Annotated in this window: 27 protein-coding genes; 8 read left to right on the forward strand and 19 right to left on the reverse strand. The window is 62.1% G+C overall.

Annotated elements, in window-relative coordinates:
• Positions 1–108: 108 nt before the first annotated feature.
• Both BM110_RS26675 and BM110_RS26680 read right to left on the reverse strand, forming a co-directional pair.
• Positions 109–1,275, reverse strand: a complete 1,167-nt coding sequence (locus BM110_RS26675; RefSeq protein WP_093122660.1) for a catalase family protein — start codon at positions 1,273–1,275, stop codon at positions 109–111.
• On the reverse strand, positions 1,272–3,080 hold the full coding sequence (locus BM110_RS26680; protein WP_093514449.1) for a di-heme-cytochrome C peroxidase: 1,809 nt from the start codon (positions 3,078–3,080) through the stop codon (positions 1,272–1,274). Before BM110_RS26680 ends, BM110_RS26675 begins: the two co-directional genes overlap by 4 nt.
• A gap of 258 nt (positions 3,081–3,338) precedes the next feature.
• Between BM110_RS26680 and BM110_RS26685 the strand changes: the two genes are divergently transcribed.
• From BM110_RS26685 to BM110_RS26700, 4 genes are all read left to right on the forward strand, one after another.
• Complete coding sequence (locus tag BM110_RS26685) at positions 3,339–4,070, forward strand: BamJ family beta-barrel-assembly machinery protein (protein ID WP_071492256.1); 732 nt, start codon at positions 3,339–3,341, stop codon at positions 4,068–4,070.
• Positions 4,071–4,393: 323 nt separating this feature from the next.
• Complete coding sequence (locus BM110_RS26690) at positions 4,394–4,852, forward strand: YkvA family protein (protein ID WP_093514450.1); 459 nt, start codon at positions 4,394–4,396, stop codon at positions 4,850–4,852.
• Positions 4,853–4,944: 92 nt separating this feature from the next.
• Positions 4,945–5,286 carry a helix-turn-helix domain-containing protein gene (locus BM110_RS26695; protein WP_093514451.1) on the forward strand — a complete coding sequence of 114 codons (342 nt, stop codon included), beginning with the start codon at positions 4,945–4,947 and terminating at the stop codon, positions 5,284–5,286.
• On the forward strand, positions 5,283–5,654 hold the full coding sequence (locus tag BM110_RS26700; protein ID WP_005786715.1) for a hypothetical protein: 372 nt from the start codon (positions 5,283–5,285) through the stop codon (positions 5,652–5,654). Before BM110_RS26695 ends, BM110_RS26700 begins: the two co-directional genes overlap by 4 nt.
• Here the strand turns inward: BM110_RS26700 and BM110_RS26705 are convergent.
• Both BM110_RS26705 and BM110_RS26710 read right to left on the reverse strand, forming a co-directional pair.
• Complete coding sequence (locus tag BM110_RS26705) at positions 5,651–7,420, reverse strand: bifunctional diguanylate cyclase/phosphodiesterase (RefSeq protein ID WP_071492291.1); 1,770 nt, start codon at positions 7,418–7,420, stop codon at positions 5,651–5,653. The genes BM110_RS26700 and BM110_RS26705 overlap by 4 nt on opposite strands.
• 118 nt (positions 7,421–7,538) lie before the next feature.
• Positions 7,539–9,620, reverse strand: coding sequence for a carboxy terminal-processing peptidase (locus BM110_RS26710; protein ID WP_170856108.1), 2,082 nt, complete (start codon positions 9,618–9,620; stop codon positions 7,539–7,541).
• A 138-nt stretch (positions 9,621–9,758) separates the two neighbouring features.
• Between BM110_RS26710 and BM110_RS26715 the strand changes: the two genes are divergently transcribed.
• Positions 9,759–10,721: a zinc-binding dehydrogenase gene (locus BM110_RS26715; RefSeq protein ID WP_093514452.1), complete on the forward strand. Its 963-nt coding sequence runs from the start codon at positions 9,759–9,761 to the stop codon at positions 10,719–10,721.
• Between the two features lie 129 nt (positions 10,722–10,850).
• On the opposite strand, the gene BM110_RS26720 is transcribed toward BM110_RS26715, so the two are convergent.
• The 6 genes from BM110_RS26720 to BM110_RS26745 all read right to left on the reverse strand — a co-directional run bounded on the left by BM110_RS26720 (position 10,851) and on the right by BM110_RS26745 (position 16,211).
• Positions 10,851–11,504 (reverse strand): HAD family hydrolase, encoded by a 654-nt coding sequence (locus BM110_RS26720; RefSeq protein WP_092248005.1) that lies wholly within the window; start codon positions 11,502–11,504, stop codon positions 10,851–10,853.
• A 30-nt stretch (positions 11,505–11,534) separates the two neighbouring features.
• The gene (locus BM110_RS26725) at positions 11,535–12,524 is read right to left on the reverse strand and encodes an ABC transporter ATP-binding protein (protein WP_093122645.1); all 990 of its coding nucleotides are present in this window, start codon (positions 12,522–12,524) and stop codon (positions 11,535–11,537) included.
• The gene (locus tag BM110_RS26730) at positions 12,521–13,321 is read right to left on the reverse strand and encodes an ABC transporter permease (protein WP_093122642.1); all 801 of its coding nucleotides are present in this window, start codon (positions 13,319–13,321) and stop codon (positions 12,521–12,523) included. Before BM110_RS26730 ends, BM110_RS26725 begins: the two co-directional genes overlap by 4 nt.
• Positions 13,308–14,144, reverse strand: coding sequence for an ABC transporter permease (locus BM110_RS26735; protein WP_093514453.1), 837 nt, complete (start codon positions 14,142–14,144; stop codon positions 13,308–13,310). Before BM110_RS26735 ends, BM110_RS26730 begins: the two co-directional genes overlap by 14 nt.
• Positions 14,141–14,947, reverse strand: a complete 807-nt coding sequence (locus BM110_RS26740; protein WP_093514454.1) for an alkaline phosphatase family protein — start codon at positions 14,945–14,947, stop codon at positions 14,141–14,143. Before BM110_RS26740 ends, BM110_RS26735 begins: the two co-directional genes overlap by 4 nt.
• 187 nt (positions 14,948–15,134) lie before the next feature.
• Complete coding sequence (locus BM110_RS26745) at positions 15,135–16,211, reverse strand: ABC transporter substrate-binding protein (protein ID WP_093514455.1); 1,077 nt, start codon at positions 16,209–16,211, stop codon at positions 15,135–15,137.
• A 347-nt stretch (positions 16,212–16,558) separates the two neighbouring features.
• Here BM110_RS26745 and BM110_RS26750 point away from each other — a divergent pair, with 347 nt between their 5' ends.
• Complete coding sequence (locus tag BM110_RS26750) at positions 16,559–17,284, forward strand: UTRA domain-containing protein (RefSeq protein WP_033900319.1); 726 nt, start codon at positions 16,559–16,561, stop codon at positions 17,282–17,284.
• On the opposite strand, the gene BM110_RS26755 is transcribed toward BM110_RS26750, so the two are convergent.
• From BM110_RS26755 to BM110_RS26790, 8 genes are read right to left on the reverse strand one after another with little or no spacing between them, the layout of a single operon-like run.
• On the reverse strand, positions 17,265–18,224 hold the full coding sequence (locus BM110_RS26755) for a metal ABC transporter substrate-binding protein (protein WP_092248023.1): 960 nt from the start codon (positions 18,222–18,224) through the stop codon (positions 17,265–17,267). The genes BM110_RS26750 and BM110_RS26755 overlap by 20 nt on opposite strands.
• Entirely contained in the window at positions 18,224–19,123 is a 900-nt protein-coding gene (locus BM110_RS26760; protein WP_071492268.1) for a metal ABC transporter permease, read from the reverse strand. Before BM110_RS26760 ends, BM110_RS26755 begins: the two co-directional genes overlap by 1 nt.
• The gene (locus BM110_RS26765; protein WP_093514456.1) at positions 19,120–19,866 is read right to left on the reverse strand and encodes a metal ABC transporter ATP-binding protein; all 747 of its coding nucleotides are present in this window, start codon (positions 19,864–19,866) and stop codon (positions 19,120–19,122) included. Before BM110_RS26765 ends, BM110_RS26760 begins: the two co-directional genes overlap by 4 nt.
• A complete protein-coding gene (locus tag BM110_RS26770; protein WP_093514457.1) occupies positions 19,863–20,774 on the reverse strand; it encodes a metal ABC transporter substrate-binding protein in 912 nt (303 codons plus the stop codon). Before BM110_RS26770 ends, BM110_RS26765 begins: the two co-directional genes overlap by 4 nt.
• 19 nt (positions 20,775–20,793) lie before the next feature.
• Positions 20,794–21,354, reverse strand: a complete 561-nt coding sequence (locus tag BM110_RS26775; RefSeq protein WP_071492271.1) for a DUF6162 family protein — start codon at positions 21,352–21,354, stop codon at positions 20,794–20,796.
• Complete coding sequence (locus tag BM110_RS26780; protein WP_071492272.1) at positions 21,351–21,680, reverse strand: hypothetical protein; 330 nt, start codon at positions 21,678–21,680, stop codon at positions 21,351–21,353. Before BM110_RS26780 ends, BM110_RS26775 begins: the two co-directional genes overlap by 4 nt.
• Positions 21,677–22,213, reverse strand: a complete 537-nt coding sequence (locus BM110_RS26785) for a thiamine pyrophosphate-binding protein (protein ID WP_092248034.1) — start codon at positions 22,211–22,213, stop codon at positions 21,677–21,679. Before BM110_RS26785 ends, BM110_RS26780 begins: the two co-directional genes overlap by 4 nt.
• Positions 22,210–23,412, reverse strand: a complete 1,203-nt coding sequence (locus BM110_RS26790) for a PepSY-associated TM helix domain-containing protein (RefSeq protein ID WP_092248037.1) — start codon at positions 23,410–23,412, stop codon at positions 22,210–22,212. The genes BM110_RS26785 and BM110_RS26790 overlap by 4 nt, the downstream gene beginning before the upstream one ends.
• A 284-nt stretch (positions 23,413–23,696) precedes the next feature.
• Between BM110_RS26790 and leuC the strand changes: the two genes are divergently transcribed.
• Together leuC and leuD are read left to right on the forward strand one after the other, a co-directional pair.
• Positions 23,697–25,115: a 3-isopropylmalate dehydratase large subunit gene (gene leuC, locus BM110_RS26795; protein WP_093514458.1), complete on the forward strand. Its 1,419-nt coding sequence runs from the start codon at positions 23,697–23,699 to the stop codon at positions 25,113–25,115.
• Entirely contained in the window at positions 25,112–25,726 is a 615-nt protein-coding gene (gene leuD, locus BM110_RS26800) for a 3-isopropylmalate dehydratase small subunit (protein ID WP_093514459.1), read from the forward strand. The genes leuC and leuD overlap by 4 nt, the downstream gene beginning before the upstream one ends.
• On the opposite strand, the gene BM110_RS26805 is transcribed toward leuD, so the two are convergent.
• A complete protein-coding gene (locus tag BM110_RS26805) occupies positions 25,723–26,637 on the reverse strand; it encodes a LysR substrate-binding domain-containing protein (protein ID WP_218189520.1) in 915 nt (304 codons plus the stop codon). The two genes, leuD and BM110_RS26805, sit on opposite strands and share 4 nt — an antisense overlap.
• Positions 26,638–26,656: the final 19 nt, after the last annotated feature.

Here is a 26,656-nt window from a genome sequence, read left to right on the forward strand (position 1 = left end):
TGGTTTCCTACAGGTGATGGAGTAGGACTTCACGGTAGAGGCGGGGCGAAAGCGGCTCAATAGACCCGACGCAATCCTTATGCGGGCGGGCCTATTGTTACGCACTTTTTACGGGGCGTTGCGGCTGTGGCGGTAATCGCTGACCGCTTCATACACCGCCTTGCGCAAGCGGTTGATGCCGCCGATGGGGCGATGCTCTGCTACGCCGAACCAGGGGTTGAACGACTGGTTGTCGCACGCCAGGTTCTGCTCGGGGGTATCGAAGTCCTGCGCCGGGATCCGCACCTTGGCCACCGTCTCATACGGCGCGTCGCTTTCCTTCCACTCGATGCTGGTGTCTTCGATGGGCATGAATTTCTGCGGGTTCTGCCGCTGGATCTGCAGCACGAAACACGCCGGCACGCGATCGGTAGACAACTGCTGGCTCAAGGCACTGCGCAGGAAATTCGGCAGGTCCTGATTCTGTTTGGGCAGTGCGTATTCCGGGCAACTCTGTGGGTCGGGGGCCACGCGGAACTTGGCGTTGGCCGCGCCGAACTTGTAGGGCGAGACCGAAAAGTACGTGGTCTGTGTCGGGCTCGCCGGTGCCGGCGCCAGGGTGGCGAGGGCGATGAACAGGTGACGGACCTGCCAGGTACGCGGGTCGACCTTGGGGAAGAACGCCAGGACTTTCTTGCCATCCGCCTGGGCGCCGATGTTCTGTGCGTACTCCGCGACATCACTGACAAAGAAGTTCGGGTGGCTGAACATCACGAAGTCCTGTTCGGTGCGGGTCTGCTGGTCGGCCAGCAGTTGCTTGCCCGGCACGTCCAACAGCTTGAGCGCCATGCCCCGTGCATCGCGGATGCTGTCGAACTGCGGGTAGGCGTTGCCGTTGGACAGCCGCATCAGCGCCTGCCAGGTCTTGCCCGGCTCGGCAAACACGCCCTGGCGCAGCGCCGGATCGAGGTCGGCCATTACGCTGACTTCGGCCTTCACGCAGCCATGGGCCTTGGCGTGGGCGTCGCGCAGGTAGCGCGTCCCTTCGCGGTGCTGGTCGACGATGCGCACCGCCGTCTGGATGATGCCCTGGGTCATCGCCGCTTCGCCGGGCGGAACCTGCTCATTCGGCGACACCGGCCCGCTGTGCTGCCAGGCATACCAGGCGGTGGCGGCCAGCCAGCCGAGCAGGCCGAGGCCCACCAGCCAGACTAAGGTCTTGCCGAGAAACGCACCCATGCGCAGCCACAGGCGGGCGAGCAGGGAAGGTCGGTCGTAGGGGGATCGAATCATCATGGCAGTTGTTGCTCCAGCGGGCCGCCCAGCACTTTGAGGTATTCCAGCAGCGCCCAGCGTTCCTGCGGTTGCAGGTAACGGCCGATCACGCCATTGCCACGTTGCCCGGCACGGAATTCGTGGCCGCTGTTGTGGTTGCCGGTGATTTTGGTATCGAACAGGAAGGCGTTCTTGAACGCACCGGTTTCGAAGCCCAGATGACGCGGATCGTAGTTGAAGGTGCCTTTATAGAAGGTGGTGCTGCGCTCGTCCTGAGGCGAGAGCAATTGGTAGATCGTCGGCACCGAACCGTTGTGCAGGAACGGCGGCGTAGCCCATACGCCAGCCAATGGCCGCGCCTTATAGGCCCGCAGCTCGCGCACGCCGATGGGCAAGCCGTAGCCATCCAGGCGCGGACGCTCGGCCGGGGTCACGCCGGCGGCACGGTAGGCATGCTCTTCGACAAACGCGGTGACGTAGGCGAGTCCCTTGGCCACGGACATCTTTTTCAGGTCCAGCGGTTCGGTCGGCGTCGGGTGCAGCTCGACGTTGAGTGTGGCCAGTTCCGCCGGGTCCCATTGCAGGGCGCTGAGGTCGTAGCGTTGGTCGGCAATGTTGCTGGCAGTACCGGGGTCGGTGCCGATGTAGTCCACCGGCAGCATTTTAAGCGCCTGCACCGGGCGGCCGTGTTCCTGGGTGACGCTGGGCACATGGCAGCCGGCGCAGTTTTCCGCGAACAGTGCACGGCCCTGGGCGGCGAGGGGCTTGTCGATGGCGCCGAACAGCTCCTCGGGCCAGGTCGGCGGCTTGAGGCGTTGCAGGGTTTCTTCGATGAGGTTGAGGTCACGCACGCGGACGCTGGACGGGTAACGCGCATCGCCCTGGAGTGGCTGGCCGGCGGCGTCGAAAAAGCTCAGCGTGGCGCCGACACCCAGGGCCTCACCGATATTGCGCGCCATGGGTTGCTGGGCCGAACCGTTCCATTGCACCCAATCGAAAGTCCAGATGTCCCACAACTGCGGGTAGTCCACCGGCGCGTTGGCGACGCGATAATTGTCGGGGGAAATCGCATCGCCAAAGCTGGCGTTGGCGATACGGCCAAACGCGTCGGTGCGGCCCGGGCCTTCCTCGGTGGGGTAGAGGCCGCGATGGGTGTCATTCCAGGCCACCTTGAGGAACTGGTTCAGCGATTGCTTGAAGTCCTGGCGCAGTTGTTTGTGTTCGGCGTCGTAGCGATCGCCGAGCACTTGGCGGGCAAAACGCTCGAACTTCCACGGGTTGTAGTAGGTGGCGGCGAGGCTGGCGACCAACGCCTGGCCGAAACTGCCGCCGCGCAGGGTCGGAACGCTGGAGGGCAGTACATGCTGGGCCGAGCCGCCGTCGATGCGCAGGGCCTGGCCTTTGAAGTGCAGCTCGCCGGTATGGCAGGCGGCGCAGGTGATATCCAGGTATTCAACGTTGCTGCCGGCGTTTTTATGCCGGGCGAAACCCACGGGCAAGTTGCCGGGGTTTTGCACGGTGGGCACCTGCCTGGGGTCGACCAGGAAACCGAAGCGCGCCAGGTAGTCGGGCGTGGCAAAACGTCGCTCGGAAAACGGCAGTTCGAGGGCGGTGAACCAGTCGTAGTGCAGGCCTTTCACTTGCGTGCCCTGGGGCGTGAAGTAATAGGTCTGGCGGTCGGCGGCACTCCATTGGTCCTGGTAGTGGACCTGCTCCACAGGCACGTAGTCCGGCAGCTTGGGGTTGATGGTGTAATAGAGCACCACGGCCAGCACCAGGGCCAACAGGGCGAATATCAGGAGTAAAACACGGGAAAAAATGCGCAAGATGGCTATCCTTGTCTCGGCCTTGTCGAGTGGTCGCGTTGTTATGCCACTACGCCACAAGGGCGGCAAGTGGCCATGAGCCTGGTAGTAGGTGGCTCCACGATGCATCGCGGCCCTGCATCATGAATGAAAATGCTTTTAAACACGTGAACTTATCGGAAGTTTCCTGCTCACATGCCGGTAGCCATTGGTCGTGGCCGCCTGATAAGCTCGCGACTTTATTCGAATGCCCTTTTGGCGCATGAACAAGGAAATAGCATGAAACAGCATCGGTTGGCGGCGGCGGTGGCCCTGGTTAGCCTGGTACTTGCGGGTTGTGATTCGCAGACCAGCGTAGAGCTGAAAACCCCGGCGCAGAAAGCTTCCTACGGTATCGGCCTGAACATGGGCAAGAGCCTTGCCCAAGAAGGCATGGATGACCTGGATTCCAAAGCGGTAGCCCAGGGCATCGAAGATGCGGTCGGCAAAAAAGAGCAGAAGCTCAAAGACGACGAACTGGTTGAAGCGTTTGCCGCACTGCAGAAGCGTGCTGAAGAACGCATGACCAAGATGAGCGAAGAGTCGGCAGCCGCCGGCAAGAAATTCCTCGAAGATAACGCCAAGAAAGACGGCGTCGTCACCACCGCTTCCGGTCTGCAGTACAAGATCGTGAAGAAGGGCGATGGCGCCCAGCCCAAGCCGACCGACGTGGTGACTGTTCACTACACCGGCAAGCTCACCAACGGCACCACCTTTGACAGCTCCGTGGATCGCGGCAGCCCGATTGACCTGCCGGTCAGCGGTGTGATCCCGGGTTGGGTCGAAGGCCTGCAACTGATGCACGTGGGCGAGAAGGTCGAGTTGTACATTCCTTCCGACCTGGCCTACGGCGCACAGAGCCCGAGCCCGGCGATTCCAGCCAACTCCGTGCTGGTCTTCGACCTGGAACTGCTGGCCATCAAGGACCCAGCCAAGGCTGACGCGCCTGCTGCACCAGCCGCCAAGAAGTAATCGGCGCCTGAACATACAACGCCCCGTCTCGACGGGGCGTTGTTGTTTCTGTGGTCAGCAAGCCCTCTCCCACATCAGAGCCTGGCGAATTCAAACGAACGTCTGCAACCTGCAACAGTCTGATATAAGACTCGAGTACGGGTAGCCGCACATCAACGCCAAGTCAATGAAATCTTGGGTTTTTTTTCAGTGCGCAAAAAACGCCCGATCTGACTGCAAGCCTTGTACTACGTGGCTTTCAGCCCGGAAAACAGGCTCTGTTCACAAGGTTATCCACAATTTGTGTGGATAACCTTTTATGTCATATGGAACTGGAGTGACGAATGAAACCACCGTTCAATTTCACCCGTTTCCTGCCCATGGCCGCACGCCTTCTGGGTCGCGGGCGCTTGCCTACGCTATTGTTCGCGGTCGCTGCCAAGGGCTCGAACCAAGGCAATCGCCTGGGCAAGCTCAAGGATGATCTCAGGTTGCTCCAGGCCCTGTGCCTGGCTTACTGGCGCGGTGAGTACCGGGCCATCAGCCCCAAGGCGCTGATCTCGGTGGTGGCGGGGCTGATGTATTTCCTCAGCCCGATTGATGCGATCCCCGACTTTATCCCCATGTTCGGCATGCTCGACGACATTGCCGTGCTGGCATGGGTCATGAAAACCCTGGACGGCGAACTGAGCGCGTTTCGCGCCTGGCGCGACGCCCAGCGTCCGGAAAAGCTCGCCGTGGTTGAGCGGCTGCCTGCGACGCCCGCGCTGCTGGCCCAGGAAAACCCGCAAAAAAACCCATGACCTGGCTATCCCCTGCGACCTTTGTGGCTGTTAGGATTACACTCCTAAGGAAAGAGCTTACTTAGTAAGTGCAGCTATCCTACGGGGCAGTCATGGATATTCAGATAATTTCACGCAATGGCGAACCCGAATACGCGGTGTTGCCATGGGATCAGTACCAGGCGTTGCTAAAAGCGGCCGGTCAGCAACAGCCTACGCCACCTCCTTCCGTATCGACTGCCCAAGCCGCCCCTGCGCAGGATCTGCGCCTGCTCGCCGACCTGCGCGGCTTGCGCGAAGCCAAAGGCCTGGCGATCGAGACCCTGGCCCGCACCGTGGGCATCAGCCCGTCATATCTTGGATTGATTGAAAGTGGTGAACGCCAGCCGGATGCCGCGATCCGCCGCAGCCTGGCCTGGGAATTGGGCGTTGCAGGTTGGAGGGATGAATCTTGAGCCTACGTATCAGCCGTCAACACTGGGATGGGTTACTCAACGAACTGGACCAGGCGCGCCGCCAGCGCCATTTGCTGACCTACCGCGCGCTGTTGGAGCGCCTGCAATTTCCCACTCCGGCCATGCAAACCCTGGCCGCTGCCCTGGAACACCTGGCAGCGCTGGACGCCAAGGCCGAGCAGCCATTGCGCAGCTCGCTGGTGATCAGCCAGGGTGCCAGCCGTTTGCCGCGTACCGGTTTCTTCGAGTGCGTAGAGCGCCTGGGGCGTTTCAGCGGGCCGTCCGATGGCGTGGCCGCCGCCTCCTGGCACGCTTCGGAAGTGGTGCGCGTGTTTGAATACGAGTATCCCGAGTCCGCCGAGGCTTAAAGCGCCTGGGGCAGTGCGTCCATGCTGTCGATCACATGGATGCTGTAGCCGGCCATATCCTTGGCATGGTGTTTGGCTTGCGACGCCAACTCCGCCAACTGGCTGGCATCGAGTTGTCCACAGGCCTGTGGATACAAATGCACCACCCCGATGGACAGCGACAGCAGTGCAAACTCCTGGCGCACGCCCTGGCGGTTCAACGCCACGAAACAGCCGGCCTCCAGATGCTCGGCGCGGTAGAAGCGCCGGCATTGGGTGTGGAAGTCATCCAGCAGCTGGTTGAGCCGCTTGCGCCAGTCCTGCGGGCCGAGCACCAGCAAAAAGTCATCACCGCCGATATGCCCGACAAAGTCGCGGCTGGGATCGACGCGGTCGTTCAGGCACTGCGCCAGGCACAGCAACACCTCATCCCCACGCCCATAGCCGTAGATGTCGTTGAACGGCTTGAAACTGTCGATATCCACGTAGCAGATCACCGACTCGCGCTGCTGTTGCAGAAGACGTGTGAGGCACTGCTGGATCGGCACGTTGCCGGGTAGCAGAGTCAGTGGATTGGCGTAGCGCGCCTGCTGGATTTTCCGTTCGGTGATCAGCTTGAGCACATCGATCACCCGGCCCAGACCCAGGTAATCGCCATTGAGGGTGATGATGAAGTCTTCTTCGATACGTTGCCGCGCACGGCTGGTGAGCAGGCGGCTGACCTGTTGCAGCGACTGGCTCAACTCCACCGCCAGGAAGTCGGTGCTCATCAAGCGGCTGATGGGCTTGCGTGCAAACAGGTCGGTGGCGAACGGCTTGAGCAGCGCATCCGACAGCGAATGCCGGTGCACGATACCGATCGGGTGCCCACGCCCGTCCAGCACCGCCAGGGAATTGAGGTTGGCCTGGCGGCGGAACGCTTCGAGTACCTGGGCGGTGGCGGTGTCCTGGTCCACCGCCGGCTGTTCGCTCAGCAGGGCGCTGAGGTCGCTGCCTTCATCGTTCAGTGCCACATTGGAACTGTCGGGCTTGGGCAGCATGAGGCGGGCTTCCTGCGGCGGTTGCTCCTGCGGTCGGCAGAGCAGGTAGCCCTGGACCAGGTCCACACCCATTTCCGTCAGCACCGCCAACTCCTCGTGCAACTCAATGCCTTCGGCAATCACCTGGGCGCGCGACGCCTTGGCGATCTGCAGGATGGAGCCGACAAACTCGCGCTTGAGCGCATCCTGATGGATACCGTCGATAAAGTGCCGGTCAATCTTCACGTAATCCGGACGCAGCTCCGACCACAAGCGCAGGCTGGAATAACCGGCGCCCAGGTCATCCAGGGCAATCGAGAAGCCCATGTTGCGGTAGTGATGCAGGGCGGTTTGCAACAGGTCGATATCGTTGGTGGGGGTTTGTTCGGTGAGTTCGATCACCACCTGGCTCGGTGGAATGCCGTAGTCATGCAGCAGTTGCAGGGTGCGTCCCGGTTGGTGCGCGGTTTCCATCAGGGATTGAGGCGAGACGTTGAGGAACAGCTTGCCCGGTAGCTTCTGCTCGCTGAAGCGCCGGCACGCGCTTTCGCGGCAGGCGATCTCCAGTTCACTCAGGCGTCCGGCCTGGCTGGCCACGGAGAACAGGGCGACGGGGGAGTGCAGCGGGCTGTTGGACGGGCCGCGGCTGAGGGCTTCGTAGCCGAGAATGCGCCGTTCAGACAGGCAGATGATCGGTTGGAACAGGCTGTGCAAACTGCCTTGAGCCAAGATAGAGCCCAATGCATTCAGCTGTTCGGTCATGGTCATGGCGATCTCGATCGAAAAAAAAGGACCGCAGGCTTGAAACCTGCGGTCCTTCATTTCACGACAGAATGATGTCTATATGATGACACTCCAAGGAGCGATCACATTAAATCGCCATCATTTACTGCTTGGCCACCTGCTTGCTGATCTTCAGGTAGTCCAGCAGGATCCGGCCGGTCTCGGCCAGGTAGGCGTCGTCTTCCGGCTTGGTTTTTTCCGCTTCGGTCGGCAGCGCATCTTCGTCTTCTTTCTTCAGCTCCTTGAGTGGATCCTCACCCTTGGCCTTGCGGCGGATGTTTTCCAGTACGAGTTGCTTGTTTTCGATGTCGGCATGCTGCGCGCGACGGTCCACTTCGTTGAGGCTGACGGTTTTTTCTTCCATCAACTTCTTGGCCAGGGCCAGCTTGTCGCGGATGAACACGAACTCGGCATCCTTGGCGGAGCGGGTGTCGTGGTCAGCCTTCAACTGCGTCAGGAACGGCTTGAACGGATCCGACGCCGGCTTGATCGCCGGGCGGATGGTGTCCCACGGCATGGCTTCCGGCAGGGCGCTTTCGCCGATTTCCTTGGTGTCGATGATCGACGGGAAATCGATGTCCGGCAGTACGCCCTGGTGCTGGGTGCTCTGCCCGGAAACCCGGTAGAACTTGGCCAGCGTCAGTTTCAGCTCGCCATGGTTCAGCGGCTGGATGGTCTGCACGGTGCCTTTGCCGAAGGTCTGGCCGCCGATGATCAAGGCGCGGTGGTAGTCCTGCATGGCGCCGGCGAAAATCTCCGAGGCCGAGGCCGAGAGGCGGTTGACCAGCAAGGCCATCGGGCCTTTGTAGAAGGCGCCCGGGTTCTCGTCTTCCAGCACGTCGACACGGCCATCCGCGTTGCGTACCAACACGGTCGGGCCCTTGTCGATAAACAAGCTGGTCAGCTCGGTGGCTTCCTGCAGGGAGCCGCCGCCGTTGTTGCGCAGGTCGATGACCACGCCGTCGACTTTTTCCTTCTGCAGTTCGGTGAGGATTTTCTTCACGTCGCGGGTGGTGGATTTGTAGTCCGGATCGCCGGCACGGAAGGCCTTGAAGTCCAGGTAGAAGGCCGGGATCTCAATCACGCCCAGCTTGTAGTCCTTGCCATCCTGCTTGAGGTTGAGGATTTTCTTTTGCACAGCCTGGTCTTCGAGCTTCACCGCTTCACGGGTGATGGACACGATCTTGCTGGTCTGGTCGTTCGGTGCATTGGTGTGCGGAATCACTTCCAGGCGCACCACGCTGCCTTTCGGCCCACGGATCAGCTTGACCACTTCGTCCAGGCGCCAACCGACCACGTCGACCATCTCTTTGTCGCCCTGGGCCACGCCGATGATCTTGTCGGCCGGAGCGACCTGCTTGGTCTTGTCGGCCGGGCCTGCCGGTACCAGGCGCACGATCTTGACCTGATCATTGTCGCTTTGCAGGACGGCACCGATGCCTTCCAGCGATAGACTCATGTTGATATCAAAATTTTCCGCGTTATCTGGCGACAGATAATTGGTGTGCGGGTCGTAGGACATCGCGAAGGTGTTGATGTAGGCCTGGAAGATATCTTCGGCACGGGTCTGGTCCAGGCGCGCCAACTGATTCTTGTAGCGCTTGGTCAACAGCTCCTGGATGGCCTTGGGCTCTTTGCCGGCGATCTTCAGGCGCAGCACTTCGTCCTTGACGCGTTTGCGCCACAGGTCGTCAAGCGCGGCGGTGCTGGTCAGCCAAGGTGCGTCCTTGCGGTCCACCAGAAGGTTTTCCTTCTGGGTGAAGTCGAGCTTGTCGACGCCTTTGTCCAGCTCACCCAGGGCGAAGTCCAGACGCGCTTTGACGCGGTCCAGGTAACGCTTGTAGATGGTGAACGCGGGCTGCAGGTCGCCGCTCTTGAGGAAGTCGTCGAACTGGGTCTTCCACTTGTCGAACTCAGCGATATCGCTGGCCAGGAAGTAGCTGCGCGACGGGTCCAGCAGCTTGAGGTAGCTGTCGTAGATGATCACTGAGCGAGCGTCGTCCAGCGGCGGCTTGCTGTAGTGATGGCGCTTGAGCAACTCGACGACGTTAAGGCTGGCAATCACCTCATCGCGATCAGGTTGAAGATTGTCCCAGCTGTTGGCTGCGAACGTATTGGTCGACATCGACGCGAAGCCGAGACCAATGAATAGAGCGAGGGCGGTGCTGGGGAACAGATGCTTCATGCTGATTCGACGCGGGGGCAATTGATAACGCATATTAGGCCGTCTTTGAGGGAGCCGGTTCCATATGGTCCGGTCGCATAATGCAAAAAGCCCGGCGATACAGCTACGGGCTCAGTCCAGACTCACTATGGAGGCACTGTGAAAGCATTGCAAGGCGTTGACGGTCATGTGGAGTGGTTGGAAGAACCCGGTCCTACTTGCGATGTAGGGCAAGTTCGTATTCGTGTGGCGGCAGCGGGCCTCAATCGCGCCGATTTATTACAGCGGGCGGGGCTCTATCCGCCGCCGCCGGGTGCCAGCCACGTGCTGGGCCTGGAGTGTTCCGGGGTGATCAGCGAAGTGGGCGCCGGCTCGTCCTGGCAAGTCGGTGACCGGGTTTGCGCACTGCTCGCCGGTGGCGGCATGGCCGAGGAAGTGGTGGTGGATGCGCGCCACGTGCTGCCGGTTCCGGAAGGCCTGTCGCTGGTCGAAGCGGCGGCGCTGCCCGAGGTGTACAGCACGGCGTGGCTGAATCTGTTCCAGTTGGCGGGCCTCAAGCCCGGTGAAAAGGTACTGCTGCATGCCGGCGCCAGCGGCGTGGGCTCGGCGGCGATCCAGTTGTGCAAGGCGTTTGGCAGTCCGTGCTGGGTCAGCGTCGGCTCGGCAGAGCGCCTGACCTATTGCGAGGAGCTCGGTGCACAGGGCGGCGTGGTGCGTACCGACGGCATCGAGGGGTTGCGGGATTTCGGGCCGTTCGATGTGATCCTCGACCCGGTCGGTGGCAACTATGCGGCGCTGGACCTCAAGCTGCTGGCCCTCGATGGTCGTTGGGTGTTGATCGGCTTGATGGGCGGGCGTGACGCGCAACTGGACCTGGCCCAGGTACTGGGCAAGCGCATTCAGTTGCTGGGCTCGACCTTGCGCAGCCGCAGTGATCAGTTCAAGGCCGACCTGCTCAGCGACTTGAGCCAGCATGTATGGCCGCTGTTTGTTGAAGGGCGGCTGAGCCCGCAACTGGCGAGGACCTTTGCGATCAGGGATGCCGAAGCGGCGTTTGCCGAGCTTGCGACGAACCGGATTTCCGGAAAGCTGGTGTTGGTGATCGACGCAAGTTTGAGCTGAATGCGGTCAATGTGGGAGGGGCGATGCGACGATAGCGCTGGGACAGTGAAGAATTCTTCATCTGACACACTGCCATCGGGGCAAGTCGAATCGTCGCACCGCCCCTCCCAGATGTTGATCTCGGTTCAATCAGATCCAGTGATGGATCGGCCAGCCGGCTTTTTCGGCATGCTCGCGCAGCACCGGGTCCGGATTGACCACTTGTGGATGCTCCACCTTCAGCAACAACGGCAAATCATTGCGCGAATCCGAATAGAAATACGCACCGTCCAGCGTTTCACCTTCCTGCGCCAGCCATTCCAGTAAACGCGTGATCTTGCCTTCACGGTAGGTCAACACACCCTGAGTATGGCCGCTGTACACGCCGTGCTTTACTTCAAGCTCAATCCCCAGCACCTCATCAATGCCGATCCGCGCCGCAATCGGCGTAACCAGGTGCGTGCCCGAGGCGGAGATCACCAGGATCCGGTCGCCATTCGCACGGTGGCGGGCGATGGTCTTGGTGGCGTCGCTGTAGATCAGCGGCTCGATCACATCCTCGACCCACGGCTCCACCAAGTGCTCGATTTCCTCCGGCGTGCGGCCGATCATCGGCTCCAGGCTGAAGTCCATGAAGTCTTCCATCTTCAGCTGGCCCTGGCTGTAGGCGGCCATCAATTCGTTGTTCCTGCGCATGAACGACTCAGGGTCGACCCAGCCCAGGCGGCCCATCTGCTCGCTCCACAGGGTGGCGCAGTCGCCATGGATCAGGGTGTCGTCCAGATCAAAAATTACCAATGCCATCCGTCACGCTCTCTCAATAATCGTCGCTGCTCAGGCTACTTCACACAGGGCGCTGGGGTCGATGGAAAGTGCCAGGCGTTGCCCATCCGGGTGCAAGTCGTCGGCCGAGCGGTTGAGCACGTCCACCACCAGTTCCACGCCGCGCGCTTCGATGCGGTAGCGAATCACGTTGCCCAGCAGGCTGTGGCTGCGAACCAAGGCGTCCAACTCGCCATTGCGGCTCAGCTCGATGGCTTCCGGGCGGATGGCGATACGGCTGTTGATCGGGCGTTGCAGCAATTGGGTGGCCTTGTCGGCATCCAGCAGATTGTAGTTGCCGATGAAACCGGCGGCGAATACGTCCACTGGCGCGGTGTAGAGGGTCTCGGCATCACCGCTCTGCACGATCTTGCCCTGGTTCATCAGGAAGATCCGGTCGGACATGGTCAGGGCTTCTTCCTGGTCATGGGTCACAAAGATCGTGGTCAGCCCCAGCTCGCGCTGGATCTGGCGGATCTGCTCGCGCAGGTGCTTGCGAATCCGCGCATCCAGTGCCGACAGCGGCTCATCCAGCAGCAACAGGCGCGGGCGCGTGACCAATGAGCGGGCGAGGGCCACGCGCTGGCACTGGCCGCCGGACATCTGGTGCGGGTAGCGACCGGCGAGGTCCTTGAGTTCTACCAGTTGCAGGACTTCCTGCACGCGCTTGTGGCTGTCGTCGGCGTTGACCTTCTGCATGCGCAGGCCGAAGGCGACGTTCTGTTCCACGGTCATGTTGGGGAACAGCGCATAGCTCTGGAACACCATGCCGATATGGCGTTTCTGCGGGCTCAGCGGGACGATGTCCTGGCCATCCAGCAGGAGTTTGCCACTGTCCACCGAGGTCAGCCCGGCGATGCAGCGCAGCAGCGTGGACTTGCCGCAACCGGACGGGCCGAGCAGGGTGACGAACTCGCCCTTGGCGATTTCGCAGTTGATGTCACTGAACACCGGGGTGCCGGCGTAGCTTTTTTGCAGGTGTTGGACGCTGACGAAGCTCATTGGCTTTTGTCCTTGTTCAAGATATTGGCGGCCCAGGTCAGCACCAGCACAAAGAAGAAGTAGGAAATCACGACGGCACTGGTGAAGTGGCCGCTGCTGTTGCGCATGTTGTTCAGGTAGACCTGCAGGGTTTCGTAGCGCGTACCCACGAGGATATTGGCGAACACGAACTCACCGAACAGGAACGAGAACGACAGCAACAGTGCCACCATCAAGCCTTTGCGCAGGTTGGGCAGCACCACCAGGATCGCCGCCTGCCAGGTGCTGGCGCCAAGCAGCTGGGAGGCGTCCATCAGGTCGCGCAGGTTGATCGCCTGCAGGTTGTTGGTGATCGCCCGGTACATGAACGGCAGTGCCACGGTGAAGTAGCAGCCGATCAAAATCCACGGCGTGCCCACCATCGCAAAGGGACCTGAGCCATACAATTGCAGCAGGCCCACCGACGACACCACGGGCGGCACCGCGAAGGGCAGCAGGATCAGGATGTTCATCAGCGCGTCGAGTTTGGGAAAGTGGTAATGCACCACGAACAGCAGCGGCAAAATCAGCACCACCGACAGCACCAAGGCGCCCACGCACACCAGCAACGATTGCCCGAAGGCCATCAGGAAGCGCGGGTCGCTCCACAGCTGCACATACCATTTCACCGTGAAACCAGCGGGCAGGATCGTTGCCGACCAACTGCTGGCGATGGAATAGACGAAGGTGCCGATCAGCGGCAGCACCAGGATCGCAAACAACAGGCACACCACCGCGCGGTGGTAGAGGGAGGCCGGGCCGGCTTCAGCGCGAGACATGGTAGCTCCTCTTGAGCAGCAGTTGATGGACCACGGTGACCACGGTCATCAGCGCCACCAGCACCACGGCCAAGGCACTGGCCAGGTTCGGGTCGAGGGACACGTCACCGGAGACCAGGCCCGCGATGCGGATCGGCAGCACGTTGAAGTTGCCGGTGGTCAGCGCATACACCGTGGCATAGGCCCCAAGGGCGTTGGCCAGCAGGATCACGAAGGTGCCGAGCAGGGCCGGGGTGAGCACCGGCAAGCCGATGTGTCGCCAGAACTGCCAACCGTTGGCACCCAGCAGCGACGCCGACTCACGCCAGTCCTCGCGCAGCGCATCGAAGGCCGGGTACAGCAGCAGTACACCGAGGGGAATCTGGAAATAGGTGTAGAGAATGATCAACCCGGTCTTCGAATACAGGTTGAAGTCCTGAATGATCCCCGCCTGCTTGAGCATGATCGTAATGCTGCCGTTGAAGCCCAACAGGATGATGAAGGCGAAGGCCAGGGGCACGCCGGCAAAGTTGCTGGTCATGTTGGCAAAGGCGGTGACGAAGTTGCGCAGCGGCGAATCCACCCGACGCAGGGAGTAACTGCCGAGGGTGGCGATGATGATGCCGAACACGCTGGAGTAGAAGCTGATCTCCAGGCTGAACTGGATGGCTTGCAGGTAGAACTTCGAGCTGAAGATGCGCGTGAAGTTTTCCAGGCCCCAGCCAGCCTCTTCGGTTTGCAGGCTGTTGATCAGCACCCATACCAGCGGGGCGATTTCGAACACGATAAAGAACAGTGCGAAAGGCACCAGGCACAGCAGCGCCAGCCATTTGCCTCGGATCATTTCAACAGCTCCCGGCATACAGGTTTGTCGTGAGGCACGCCCAGCAGCTCACAGACGGTGCCGCACAGCTCGGTCTGTTTCGGTGCGGCGCGGCTGTCCTGGCTGAACGCAGCCCCCAGCACAAACAGCGGCACTTCGCGTTCTTCGGGGAGCAGGCCGTTGTGGGAACGGTCGTTGTTCATGCCGTGGTCGGCGGTCACCATTACCTGGTAGCCGGCGTCGAGCCAGGTGTGCAGGTAATCGGCCAGGATGATGTCGGCCGAGCGTGCGCTGTTGCGGTACTGCGGGGTGTCGAGGCCGTGCTTGTGGCCGGCGTCGTCGATGTTCATCGGGTGCACCAGCAGGACGTTCGGCGCGTGCTTGAGGCGCAGGCTTTCGGCGTCGGCGAACAGGTGGGAATCCGGGTAGTGGTCATTCCAGTAGAAATGCCCGTGCTGGATCGCCAGCGCCGGGTCGTCGGTATGACGGTCGCGGGCGGCGAGAAAGGGCGTGCGGTTATACAACTCGCTGACCCAGTGATAAGCCGCCGCCGCGGTAGTGAGGCCGGCGTCGGTGGCGTAATGGAAGATGCTGCGCTGGTTGGACAGGCGCGAGACGTTGTTGTGCACGATGCCGCTATCGATCGGCGGTACACCGGTGAGAATGCATTCGTACAACGGGCGGGACAGGGCGGGCAGTTCACATTCCAGTTTGTACAGGGCTGCGCGTCCTGCGCCGACATAGGCCTGCAAGTGCCCCATGGCGTGCCGCGCAACCTCGAAGTTCAGGCCGTCGAGCACGACAAGGATGACATTGTGCTTCATGGGGGGAGGCGCTCCGCAACGATGGACTTGGCTCGATATTCCTGATGCATCTGGGTTCAAGTGTGGGAGGGGGCTTGCCCCCGATAGCGGTGTGTCAGTTTGAATATCTGTCACTGATCCACCGCCATCGGGGGCAAGCCCCCTCCCACATTGGATCTCCAGTGGAGTCCAATGTGGGGTGGCAGGCTTACTTCATCTCTACGATGACTTGCTCGTTCCACAGCTGAGGCAGCTTCTTGGACGTGGCTTCCCAGGCATCGGCATCCTTGATCGGCTGCGGGTTGGCCTTGGTGTACTGCTCGCCCGGGATCAGGTTCTTGGCGATCTCGGTCGGCAGTTTCAGGTCGGTTTCAGCACGGATCGGACGCGCATTGCCTTTGGCCAGGTTGAGTTGGCCGGCGTCGCTGAAAATGTACTCGCGGGTCAGCTTGGCGGCGTTCGGGTGCTTGGCGTATTTGTTGATGAGGGTGGTGTAGCCGGATTTCACCGAGCCATCCGATGGGATTAACACCACGTAGTCATCCGGGTTGGCCATCTTGGCCTTGTAGCTCAGGCCGTTGAAGTCCCAGACCACACCCACTTCGACTTCACCTTTTTCCATTGTGGCGATAGTCGGGTTGGACAGTGAGAGGCGGCCTTGCTGGGCTATCTTGGTGAAGAATTGCAGGCCGGGGGCGATGTTCTTTTCGTCGCCTTTATTGGCAATGGCGGCTGCCAGTACGCCGTTGGCCGCTTGCGCCGCAGTGCTTACGTCACCGATGGAGACCTTGTATTTGCCATTTTGCAGGTCAGCCCAACTGGTAGGCACGTCAGAACCGTGCAGCAGCTTCTTGTTGACGATAAACGCGATGGTGCCGGTGTAGGCCAGGGCCCAGTGACCGTCCTTGTCTTTCGCCCAATCCGGGACCTGGGCCCAGGTGGACGGTTTGTACGGCTGGGTCACGTCCTGCTTCACCGCAATCGGCCCGAACGCCGCGCCCACGTCGCCGATGTCGGCGCTGGCGTTGTCTTTCTCAGCCTTGAACTTGGCGATTTCCTGGGCCGAGCTCATGTCCGTGTCGATGTGCTTGAGGCCGTAGGTCTTGGCCAGGTCTTCCCAGGTGCCTTTCCAGTTGGCCCAGTCATCGGGCATGCCGACGCTGTTGACAGCGCCTTCTGCCTTGGCGGCAGCTTCCAGGGTTTTTAGATCGGTATCAGCGGCCATGGCGGCGGTGCACATGGCAATGGTCGAGCCTAACAGTGATGCCAGGAAAAGCTGTTTCATCCGAAGCTCCTTTGGGCGTTTTCAACGCGGCGGTTGTTTCTGCGGTGTTGTTGGTCTAGGTCAGAGCAATACCTGAGCCAATCTAGGCTCGATGGATGACAGTTTCATGTCGATGTCGTTTTTAAAATGCTGATGTCGCTTGTCGCAGAGTCAGCGTAGACCATGCTCAAGTGCCCGTGGGGAAGGGACTTGGCCGACGTATTGCAGGGTGTGCTGCGACGGCTGCACACGGACTGTCATCTGTCGGTCATCTGTACTACCTAGGCTGGCACTCAACCGTGCAAGCCCATTTACGGAGCGGTTTGTGCACCTTGTCGGTGCTGGTCTAGTCCAGATAGGTAACGTTGATGCGTGATGAGGCAATCAAGGCGGTGACATCCATCGGCCTGGCGCTGCAAGAGCAGATCGACCACGGCCTGTTGCCGCCTGCCAGCAAACTGCCGGCCGAGCGCAAGCTCAGCGAGTTGTTCGGTACCACCCGGATTACCGTGCGGGAAGCCTTGTTACAACTGGAAGCGCAGGGTCAGATTTATCGCGAGGAGCGACGCGGCTGGTTTGTCTCGCCGCCACGGTTGGCCTACAACCTGATGCAACGCAGCCACTTTCACGCGATGGTCAGCGACCAGGGGCGGGTGGCGTCCACCGAGGTCATCTCCGCGCGGCTGCAACCGGCGTCGGCGGCGGTGTGCGCCTGGTTGCAGCTGCCGGCACTGTCGAGCGTGATCCAGATCTGCCGGGGTCGGCGCATCGATGGACGCCTGGTGTTGTATGTGGAGCACTACCTGAACCCGCAGTATTTCCCGGGGATCCTGGCGTGTGATTTGAATCAGTCGATGACCGAGCTGTACGCACGCAAGTACGACCTGCACTACGGGCGGGTGCGTTTCGAGATCGTGCCGACGTCACTGCCGGTGGAGGCTGCTGCGGCGTTGCGCGTATCGGTGGGCAGCCCGGGCTTGCGTATCGCCCGGGTCAATTATGACCAGCACCAGCGGTTGATCGACTGCGACCTGGAGTTCTGGCGGCATGATGCGATTCATGTCGGTGTGGATGTCATGGGGTCAGCGCCTTGATCACCTGGTCCACATTGGTCTCCAGCTCCGCCACCGGTTCCGCACCGTCCACGTTCAGCACCAGCAGCCTGGCGCCACTTGCCGTTACCGCTGCCGTCACCGCCTCACTCGGCTGGCGATGATGCAGCACCACCGCCACATCGTTGTCCTTCAGCTCGGCCGTGAGTTTCTGTAGCGCCTCGGGCGTCCAGTCGGCATCCGGCCGTGCATCGGTGCTGAGCGCTTCGAGGTTCAAACTGCTGATCAGATAAGCAAAGTGATCGCTCAGGCTGACCACACTCAGGTTATCCGCCTTGGCCAGGCGCGCTTCGCTGTCGGCGGTGAGTTTGAGCAGGCGCTGCTTGAGGGCGGCGAGGTTGGCGTCGATCTTCGGCTTGGCGCCCGGGGCCAGGCGGCTCAGGTCGGCAGCCAGTACGTCGGCCATGCGCCCCATATTGTTGCTTGACTGCCATGGCTGGCTGTTCAGGCCATCGGCAACGCCCGGCTGTACGGCGATGCCGGGCAAGCCACCATCCACCGGGCGGGCGGCGTCGACTTCGACGATACGGATATTGCTACGCCGCGCCACCGGGTACAGCGGGTCATCGGCCCACAATGAGCGCAGGCCGATGGCGGCGTCGGCGTCCAGCGCCAATTTGCTCAGGGCCGGCGCGCCACGGCCGGTGAAGTAGGACACCTGGCGTGAACCTGGCAAGTTGGCCGGCGCGGCGCGCTCAAGCTGTACGTTGGTGCCTTTGAGCAGCACCTCGGCCAGGCCGTAGGTAATCGGCAGCGAAGCGAGGATCTTCACCTGTTTTACCGAAGTGGCCTTGCTCAGTGCGACGTGGCCCAATCCCTGATGGATCTTGAGAGGTTTGGGCTCTACCCCGTCGACCGCCAGGGCCGAAGTGCTGATGAAACACGTGATGGCCAGAGCCAATGGACGAAGTACAGGGCGCATTATCCAAGATTTCCTTTGAGGCTGGGCACTGTGCCGCGCGCGATGGCGGCCAGGGCGAAGGCGATACCGGCGACCAGGATGATGGCGGCGCCGGACGGCACGGGCAGGTCGAAGATGATCGGCAGCAGGATCCCGCACAGGGTGCTGACTGTGGCAATCGCCACCGAGACCCAGAAGAAGCCCTTCAGCGACTGGCTCAGCAGGCGCGCCGCAGCCGCCGGAATCACCAGCAGCGCCCCCACCAGGATCGCCCCGATGACCTTGACCGCCGCGACGGTGATCAGCGTCACCAGGATCACGAACAGGTAGTCCAGGGTTTTCACGGCGACGCCGCGCACAGCGGCCAACTGCGGATTGAAGCTGGCCAGCATGATGCGGTTGTACAGCGGCAGCGCCAGGGCCATTACCAGCGCACCGACAACCGCCAGCACCAGCAGATCGTTGCCGTTGACCGTCAACACCGAGCCAAACAGCACGTTCTCGAGGATATGCACGTTGATCTTGCCGGCCAGGATCAGCAACAGGCTCGCCCCCAGCGCCAGGGACACCGACAGGAACACCCCGATCAAGGTGTCCGGCGCCAGGCCCGTGCGGTTGCGCAGGTAGTTGAGCAGGATGCCGAACAGCAGGCAGTAGCCGAACAGTGCGCCATACGGCCCGGTGTAGGGTTCACCCAGCAGGATCCCGACTGCCACGCCGGTCAACGCGGCATGGCCAACCGCTTCGGAGAAAAATGCGAAGCGCTTGACCACCACCAGCGTGCCCAGGCCGCCCAGCACCGGGCCGATCAGCAGACCGGCGAGCAGGGCGTTGACCACAAAACCGTAGGCCAGCGCCTCCGGCAGGTAGCCGGAAGAGGCCCAGCCCTGGACCATCAAGCGAAAGGCTTCATAACTCATTGCGCCGGGCTCCGAGGGTGGGTGGAGAACAGGGTCAGCAGGCGATCCGGGGTCAGCGCCTCCTTGGGCGTGGCATCGAACAGCACGCGGCGGTTCAGGCCGGTGACGCGGTCGGCCAGGCGGCCCACGGCTTCCAGGTCATGCTCGATCCACAGCACGGTGATCCCGGCCAGGCGCCAGTCATTGAGCAGGCGCTCGAACACCTGGATACCGGCTTCGTCGAGGGCCGACATCGGCTCATCCAGCACCAGCAGGTGCGGCGCCGGGATCAGCCCCTGGGCCAGCAGCACACGCTGGCGTTCACCGCCGGACAGCGCGCCCATGCGCCGCTTGCGTTTGTCCTGCATGCCGACGCGCTCCAGTGCGTCCCCGATCGCGCCGGCGTAGTGCCTGGACAGGCCCAGGAACGCCGGGCGCCGTTGGCACATGGCAGCCATGAAATCATCCACGGTCATCGGCAAGCCCCGGTCAAACTCCAGGGCCTGGGGTACATAGCCGATAGTGCCGGGCGCGGCCGGCCAATGCAGGCTCAGCCGACCCTGGTGGGGTGTCTGCCCGAGCAGGGTCTTGATCAGCGAGCTTTTGCCGCCGCCGTTGGGGCCGACCAGCGCATGGACGCTGCCCGGCTGTACCTGGAAACTCACCGCATCAAGGATCGCGGTGCGACCCAGGGTCAACGACACCTTGTCGAACTCGAGCGTCGGGCCGACGCTGACCGCCTTCAGCTGTTCCGCCGCCGTCATGCTCCGGACTCCTGAATTGCCCGGACCACCGTGTTGAGGTTACCGGTCATTTCCACTTCGTACTTCTCGGCGCTGTATTCGCCGTAGGAAATATGCGACAGCGGGTACAGCTTGACCCCGGATTCACGCTGGATGGTGTCGACGTAGGTGGACGGGAAGTCCATCTCCGAGAAGATCACCTTCACGTCCAGGGCGCGCAGTTCGTCGATGGTTTTCTTCAACTGGCTGGGGCTTGGCTCGATGCCGTGGGCCGGTTCGACCACGGCGGTGACTTCCAGGCCAAACTCGCGCAGCAGATAGTCGTAGGCCGCATGCACGGTGGCCACGCGCAGGTCCGGGTTGGGTGCGCTGGTCAATTTGGCCAGGGCATCGGCACGCATCTGGCGCAGGCGCTTGCCGTAGGCGCGGGCGTTCTGGGTGTAGGTCTTGGCGTTGTCCGGGTCGAGCTTGCCCAGTTCGCGGGCAATGTTGTTGACCTGGGCAATCGATGCGCTGATCGACAGGAAGGTATGCGGGTTGACCACCTTGCCCGCACCGCGTGCGGCGTTACCGGTGGCGGCCAGCAATGGCACATTGGCGTTGGCTTCGATCACCGGGATGTCCGGGCGCTCGCTGGTAGCGATCATGCGGTCGGCGAAATCATCGTGGCCGACGCCGTTGAGCACGATCACGTCCAGGGTGCCGATGCGCTTGATGTCTTCGGCGCGTGGCTCGTAGGCATGCGGGTTGAAACCGGCCGGAATCAGCGGCACCACCTCGGCCTTGTCGCCGACGATATTGGCCACGTAGCTGTAATAAGGGTGCAGGGTGATGCCGATACGCAGGCGCTTGGCCGCCTCGGCATTGGCAAGGGGAGCGAGCATCAGGCTGAACAGGCCAACCAGCAACAGGCGCGATGAAATAGACATGGGCAATCGGTCTTCTCGTTCAGTGACGGTGCTGGCGGGTGACGCCGGCATCGAATTGCGCGACCACCTGCCGCCAGCCGGCTGCGATCAGCGCCTGGTCGGAGAGGTCGGAGGGAGCGGCGAGGTTGGCCTGGCGATTGAGCCAGATGTCCGGCTCGGCACCGTGCACGCGCATCAGTAATGAACCGCTGGTCGCTGGCGCCTGGCTCAAGCCCAGGTAGGCCGAGGGTTCCAACAGTTGCCAGCGGTGATCGCCGCGGCTGACCGAACTGGCGTCCTGGGCAAACGGCGCAAAGCCTTCTTCGGCCAGTTGCGCCGGGCTGGGCAGCGCGCTTTGTTCCTGCTGCAACAGCTGGATTTCATCCAGGGTCACCCGCAGGTCAGCGTAAATGCCTTGCTCGGCGGCGCTCAGGTCGCGGCGCGCGTCCAATTGGTGGCTGGGCACCGCCGCGACTTCCTGGGATTCACCGTGCAGCGCTATTACCGAGCCGGCCACCGCGAGGATGATCAGGCACAACAGCAGCACGTAGAGGGTTTCGTGACCGGCACCGGCCGGGCGTACAACCTGTGTGGTACTCATTGCGGCTGGATATCCGCTTGGTCGATTTCCACCACGTGGCCGGGACCGGCATCAAACAGCACGTAGAACTCGGCGGACGGTTTCTTGAAGGTCAGGGTCGAGTCCTGGCCGAGCTTGCCGGGCACCAGGATGGTTTCGTCGTAGCCGATCACGTCCAGGGTCACGCCGGGTGCACCGCTGCCGTCGGAGAAGCCGCCCTTGCACTGGATCTGCTCACCGGGGATTTCCTTGCACTCGCACATCGGGTTGTGGGCGAGGGCGACGGTACTGAACCCCGCACCCATCAACAGGACGCCGCAGGCGCGGGTCAGTCGCATCAAAGTCATGGTTTAACTCCTTGCTTGTTCAGCCAGGCAATCGTGGCAGGCGAAGCCTGGCTCAACGGGATGGAACCCTGATGCATGCTGCCGTCCCAGCCTTCCATGGTCACCCACAGTTCGGCGTCGACGGGCGTGCGTTCCGGGATCGGCAGGCCGGCGCCCATGCGGTAGGGCGTACCGAAGAAGATCACCCCGGCAGCGCGCAGGCTGCGCGGCTTGCCGATGCGCAGGTAGGTGGCCTTGACCTGGTTGGCACAGCTGTCGCACAGGGCGGCGTTGAAGAATTTCATCGGGCCGGCCGGGTCGGGGCGCGGGCCTTCATTGCGAAACTCGGCAAGCTTCAGGCTCCAGGGTCCGACCTGTACGTCGCCGGCCACCCGTTCGCCGATGCCGGTGTCGCCGCGAAACAGCGCTGCATCGGCGAAGTACTTGGGCATGAAGCCCAGCGGCACCAGCAACAGCAGCACATTGAGATGGAAACGCCATTTCAGCCAGAGCGCCCGCAGAGGCGATGGTTTTACCGCAGCGACCTTGCTCATGAGTTGGCCTCCGAGGTTTGCGCCTGCCGGGCGGGGAGGGAAACCGGTTTGTGCTGTGCCTTGACTTCACGCTTGAAGGCATTGAGGGTGGCCAGGGCGGTGCGCTTGGTCCAGATCAGCAGGCCGCTCAACACCATCATGCTCATGATCAGGCCGAAGAAGGCCCAGATCAGCTTGATCCAGATGCCGCCGAAGTCGCCGGTGTGCAGGGGGCGCATGGATTCGGTGACGAACTCCAGCTTCGAACGGTCGGACAGCAGGTGCGCCGCAGCCACTTCACCGTCATAGGGGTTGATCTGCGCGGTCTGGAACATCAACGGGTACCAGCCCCGCCCGCCGATCTGCAGGTGACTGTAGGCATTGAGCGGCAGGCTGATGAAGCTTGCCTCCAGGCCAGGGATGCGCTGGGTGGCGATCTTGATCGCCTCGTCCACCGGAATCATGGGGGCCGGCACGCCGGGCGCCGACATCGGCACCTTCTCCCGGGCAATCACCGGGATGACCGGTTCGGTGGAAATCGAAATCTGGTTGTCGCCCAAAATCGCCCGGATCAGGAACCAGATGCCGGTAACGGAGATGACTGCTATGAACCAGATCGACCAGATACCGCTCAAGCGGTGGAAGTCCCCCCAGAAAATCCGCGCGCCGTGGCGGATCCGCAGAGTCGGGCGCAGGAAGCCTTTCCAGAACCGCTTGTACACCACCAGCCCGGTGACCAGCGACGCCAGCAGCGGGATGCCGAGTGCCGACACCAGGTACCAGCCCCAGCTGTAGCCATTGGTGAACGGCACCAGCCACCAGCCATGCAGGGCGCGGGTGAACTGCTGGAAGTTGAAGGAGGGGCTGATGCCCTGGATCGCCCCGGTGTACGGGTTGACGTAGACCTCCACCGAGCGTCCGTCGGGGTAGCTGAGGTCGACGCTCAATGCAAAATGCGATTCGTCGGGCCGGCTGATCGACTGCACATATACCTGGGGTTCATCGCGCTTGATGGCGGCGATCACCTGGTCATAGCTCAGCGGTTCGGCATCGTCCGAGGGCTTGCTCGCACGGATATCCGGGTTGGCCAGCCAGACGATCTCCTGGCTGACCACCGCCAGGGTGCCGGTGACGCAGACGATCAGTACAAAGAACCAGATAGGCAATGCCAGCCAGCTATGTACGAGAAACCAGAGTTTGGAGCGTGACTTCTTCGACATGTGAATGAGGGTCTTGATCGGAGGAGGGCAATGGAGGCCCGGAAAAGGCCAGTCGTAGCTTTTGCTGACGCGACGGGCTGTATCTAAGTTAAGACGGATGAGAATGAGAAATCCCTAAGGCGGATATGAAAGAAAATGTTTCAGGTTCACATTCGGGGCGTTTTATTGCCTTGATCGAACACGAAACATGTTCCAAGCCATCACCCAGGCGCCATTGATGGGGCGAGGCGGCTGCGTAGGATGGGCGCATACCGTTGAGCGCCGACAAAAGTGAGCCCAGAAAAATGACTGCCCGAACCCTCTACGACAAACACATCGATTCCCACACGGTGTGCCCCCTGGATGACCAGGGCCATGTGCTGCTTTATATCGACCGCCAGGTGATCAACGAATACACCAGCCCCCAGGCCTTCAGCGGCTTGCGCGAGGCCGGGCGCAACGTGTGGCGCCCAGGCACGGCGCTGGCCGTGGTCGACCATGTGAACCCCACCACGCCCAAGCGCGTCGCGGCGATGCCCGATGCAGGCGGGGCGCGGCAGGTGTCCTACCTGGCGGAGAACTGCCGGGACTTCGGCATCGAGCTGCTGGACATCCTCGACAAGCGCCAGGGCATCGAACACGTAATCGCCCCGGAGCAGGGCTTTATCCTGCCAGGCATGGTGATCGCCGCCGGTGACAGCCACACCACCACCTACGGCGCCCTCGGTGCCTTCGGTTTCGGCATCGGCACCTCGGAGATCGAACACCTGCTGGCCTCTCAGACGCTGGTCTACAAGCGCCTGAAGACCCTGCGGGTCACGGTTGAGGGCGACCTGGCACCCGGCCTGACGTCCAAGGATGTGATCATGGCGCTGATCGGCAAGATCGGCGCTTCCGGTGCCACGGGCTATGCCATTGAGTTTCGTGGTTCCACCATCGATGCGCTGAGCGTCGAGGCGCGCATGACCATCTGCAACATGGCGGTGGAAGCGGGCGCGCGCGGCGCGTTCATGGCGCCGGACGAAAAAGTCTTCGCCTACCTCAAGGGCAAGCCGCGTGCGCCGAAAGGCGAGCTGTGGGACCAGGCGCTGGTGGGCTGGCGCCAACTGCACTCGGATGCCGATGCGGTGTTCGACCAGGAAGTGCACCTCGATGCCAGCACCCTGGAACCCATGGTCACCTGGGGCACCAGCCCCGACCAGGCCGCGCCCATCGGCGCCCGCGTGCCCGACCCGCAGGACGTCAGCGACCCGATCCTGCGCCAGGACATGCGCCGCGCCCTCAACTACATGGGCCTGGAAGCCGGTATGCCGTTGAGCGAGATCGTCATCAGCCATGCGTTCATCGGCTCCTGCACCAACGCCCGCATCGAAGACCTGCGCGACGCCGCCAGCGTGGTGCGTGGCAAGCGCGTCGCTGAACACGTGCGGGCGATGATCGTGCCGGGCTCCACCGAAGTGCGCGACCAGGCCGAAGCCGAAGGCCTTGCAGCGATTTTTATCGACGCCGGCTTTGAATGGCGTCAGTCGGGTTGCTCGATGTGCCTGGCGATGAACGACGATGTGCTCGCCCCCGGCGACCGCTGTGCGTCCAGCACCAACCGCAACTTCGAAGGCCGCCAGGGCGCGGGCGCACGCACCCACCTGATGAGCCCGGCGATGGTCGCCGCCGCTGCCATTACCGGCCGCCTCACTGATATCCGCCACTTTGGAGCGCACCCATGAGCCTGCAACCCTTCACCCTGGTCACCGGCAAGGCCGCGCCGATGCTGGCGGCCAACATCGATACCGATGTGATCATGCCCAAACAGTTTCTCAAGGGTATTGACCGCAGCGGCCTGGACCGCGGGCTGTTCTTCGACCTGCGCTTCTTGCCGTCCGGCGAGCCCAACCCCGAGTTCGTGCTGAACCTGCCGGCCTGGCAGGGCGCATGTTTCATGGTGGTCGGGCCGAACTTCGGCTGCGGTTCCAGCCGGGAACACGCGGTATGGGGCTTGAAGCAGATGGGCATCCGCGCGCTGATCGGCAGCAGCTTCGCGGGGATTTTCTATGACAATTGCCAGCGCAACGGGGTGTTGTTGATCACCTTGGATGAGGCGGTGTTGCAGCAGCTGGGCAAGACCGTCAGCCAGGCGGACCAGGCGCAGATCAGTGTCGACCTTGAAGCCCAGCAGATCCATTTGGCGGATGGCCAGGTGATCCCGTTCCAGATCGATACCCTGCGCAAGACTGCGTTGTTGCGGGGCCTGGATGCCATCGGCAGCACCTTGCAGCGCAGTGAGGAGATCAAGGCCTTCGAACGCCGGCACCTGCAAGCCAACCCCTGGCTGAGCTAGATCGACAATCCCTTGAAATGCTCCTGCAAAAACTCCACGCAGGCCCGCAGCTTCCCGGAATACGCCAACCGTGTCGGGTACACCGCCCACACGTTGGCGCTCTGGGTATAACCGTGCAGTAGCTGCACGAGCTTGCCTTGCTCCAACAGCGGCTTCACATCCCACATCGAGCGCAGCAGCACACCGCGCCCATCCAATGCCCACTGCAACACAATTTCGCCATTGTTCGACGACAGCGGCCCGCGTACGCGCACGCTTTCCTGGATGCCGTCGCGCTCCAGGTTCCAGATGCCGAACGCGTTATCGCGCTCCTTGAGTATCAGGCAGTCGTGCTGCTCCAGGTCACTCAACTGTTGCGGTGTGCCGCGCCGCTCCAGGTAAGCCGGGGCGGCGCACAGCACGCGCCGGTTGCTCACCAGCCGACGGCCGATGTGCTGGCCGGGGATGTCGTCGCCCACGCGGATCTCCAGGTCGAAGCCTTCGCTGACGATATCCACCACGCGGTCGAACAGGTCCAGGCGGATTTCCAGGTCCGGGTACTGCTCAGCCAGCAACGATACGGCGGGGGCCACATGGTTGCGACCGAAACCGAAGCTGCTGCACAGATGCAGGTGGCCACGCGGGCGGTCATGGGCGTCGGAGAGTTCATCGGACAGTTGCTGGAAATCTTCGAGGATGCGCACCGCCCAGCGCTGCACCCGTTCACCGTCTTCGGTCAGGGCAATGCGCCGGCTGGTGCGGTGCAACAGGCGGGTGGCCAAGGTGGTTTCGAGAATCTGGATGCGCTTGCTGACATACGCTGGCGACAAGCCCAGCTCATCGGCCGCCGCAGCGAAACCGGCCTTGCGGATCACGGTCAGGAACACCCGCAGGTCTTCGGGTAGGGGCACGGTATCTTTCTTGTTAGTCATCACAAACGGGGCTGGCGGC

The organism is Pseudomonas sp. NFPP28 (assembly GCF_900115535.1).
GTDB lineage: Bacteria > Pseudomonadota > Gammaproteobacteria > Pseudomonadales > Pseudomonadaceae > Aquipseudomonas > Aquipseudomonas extremorientalis.

Coding starts and splice junctions, on each gene's coding strand:
- BM110_RS26675 (WP_093122660.1), bottom strand. CDS start 1,275: ATGATGATTCGATCCCCCTACGACCGACCTTCCCTGCTCGCCCGCCTG.
- BM110_RS26685 (WP_071492256.1), top strand. CDS start 3,339: ATGAAACAGCATCGGTTGGCGGCGGCGGTGGCCCTGGTTAGCCTGGTA.
- BM110_RS26690 (WP_093514450.1), top strand. CDS start 4,394: ATGAAACCACCGTTCAATTTCACCCGTTTCCTGCCCATGGCCGCACGC.
- BM110_RS26695 (WP_093514451.1), top strand. CDS start 4,945: ATGGATATTCAGATAATTTCACGCAATGGCGAACCCGAATACGCGGTG.
- BM110_RS26705 (WP_071492291.1), bottom strand. CDS start 7,420: ATGACCATGACCGAACAGCTGAATGCATTGGGCTCTATCTTGGCTCAA.
- BM110_RS26710 (WP_170856108.1), bottom strand. CDS start 9,620: ATGAAGCATCTGTTCCCCAGCACCGCCCTCGCTCTATTCATTGGTCTC.
- BM110_RS26720 (WP_092248005.1), bottom strand. CDS start 11,504: ATGGCATTGGTAATTTTTGATCTGGACGACACCCTGATCCATGGCGAC.
- BM110_RS26725 (WP_093122645.1), bottom strand. CDS start 12,524: ATGAGCTTCGTCAGCGTCCAACACCTGCAAAAAAGCTACGCCGGCACC.
- BM110_RS26730 (WP_093122642.1), bottom strand. CDS start 13,321: ATGTCTCGCGCTGAAGCCGGCCCGGCCTCCCTCTACCACCGCGCGGTG.
- BM110_RS26735 (WP_093514453.1), bottom strand. CDS start 14,144: ATGATCCGAGGCAAATGGCTGGCGCTGCTGTGCCTGGTGCCTTTCGCA.
- BM110_RS26740 (WP_093514454.1), bottom strand. CDS start 14,947: ATGAAGCACAATGTCATCCTTGTCGTGCTCGACGGCCTGAACTTCGAG.
- BM110_RS26745 (WP_093514455.1), bottom strand. CDS start 16,211: ATGAAACAGCTTTTCCTGGCATCACTGTTAGGCTCGACCATTGCCATG.
- BM110_RS26750 (WP_033900319.1), top strand. CDS start 16,559: ATGCGTGATGAGGCAATCAAGGCGGTGACATCCATCGGCCTGGCGCTG.
- BM110_RS26755 (WP_092248023.1), bottom strand. CDS start 18,224: ATGCGCCCTGTACTTCGTCCATTGGCTCTGGCCATCACGTGTTTCATC.
- BM110_RS26760 (WP_071492268.1), bottom strand. CDS start 19,123: ATGAGTTATGAAGCCTTTCGCTTGATGGTCCAGGGCTGGGCCTCTTCC.
- BM110_RS26765 (WP_093514456.1), bottom strand. CDS start 19,866: ATGACGGCGGCGGAACAGCTGAAGGCGGTCAGCGTCGGCCCGACGCTC.
- BM110_RS26770 (WP_093514457.1), bottom strand. CDS start 20,774: ATGTCTATTTCATCGCGCCTGTTGCTGGTTGGCCTGTTCAGCCTGATG.
- BM110_RS26775 (WP_071492271.1), bottom strand. CDS start 21,354: ATGAGTACCACACAGGTTGTACGCCCGGCCGGTGCCGGTCACGAAACC.
- BM110_RS26780 (WP_071492272.1), bottom strand. CDS start 21,680: ATGACTTTGATGCGACTGACCCGCGCCTGCGGCGTCCTGTTGATGGGT.
- BM110_RS26785 (WP_092248034.1), bottom strand. CDS start 22,213: ATGAGCAAGGTCGCTGCGGTAAAACCATCGCCTCTGCGGGCGCTCTGG.
- BM110_RS26790 (WP_092248037.1), bottom strand. CDS start 23,412: ATGTCGAAGAAGTCACGCTCCAAACTCTGGTTTCTCGTACATAGCTGG.
- leuC (WP_093514458.1), top strand. CDS start 23,697: ATGACTGCCCGAACCCTCTACGACAAACACATCGATTCCCACACGGTG.
- leuD (WP_093514459.1), top strand. CDS start 25,112: ATGAGCCTGCAACCCTTCACCCTGGTCACCGGCAAGGCCGCGCCGATG.
- BM110_RS26805 (WP_218189520.1), bottom strand. CDS start 26,637: ATGACTAACAAGAAAGATACCGTGCCCCTACCCGAAGACCTGCGGGTG.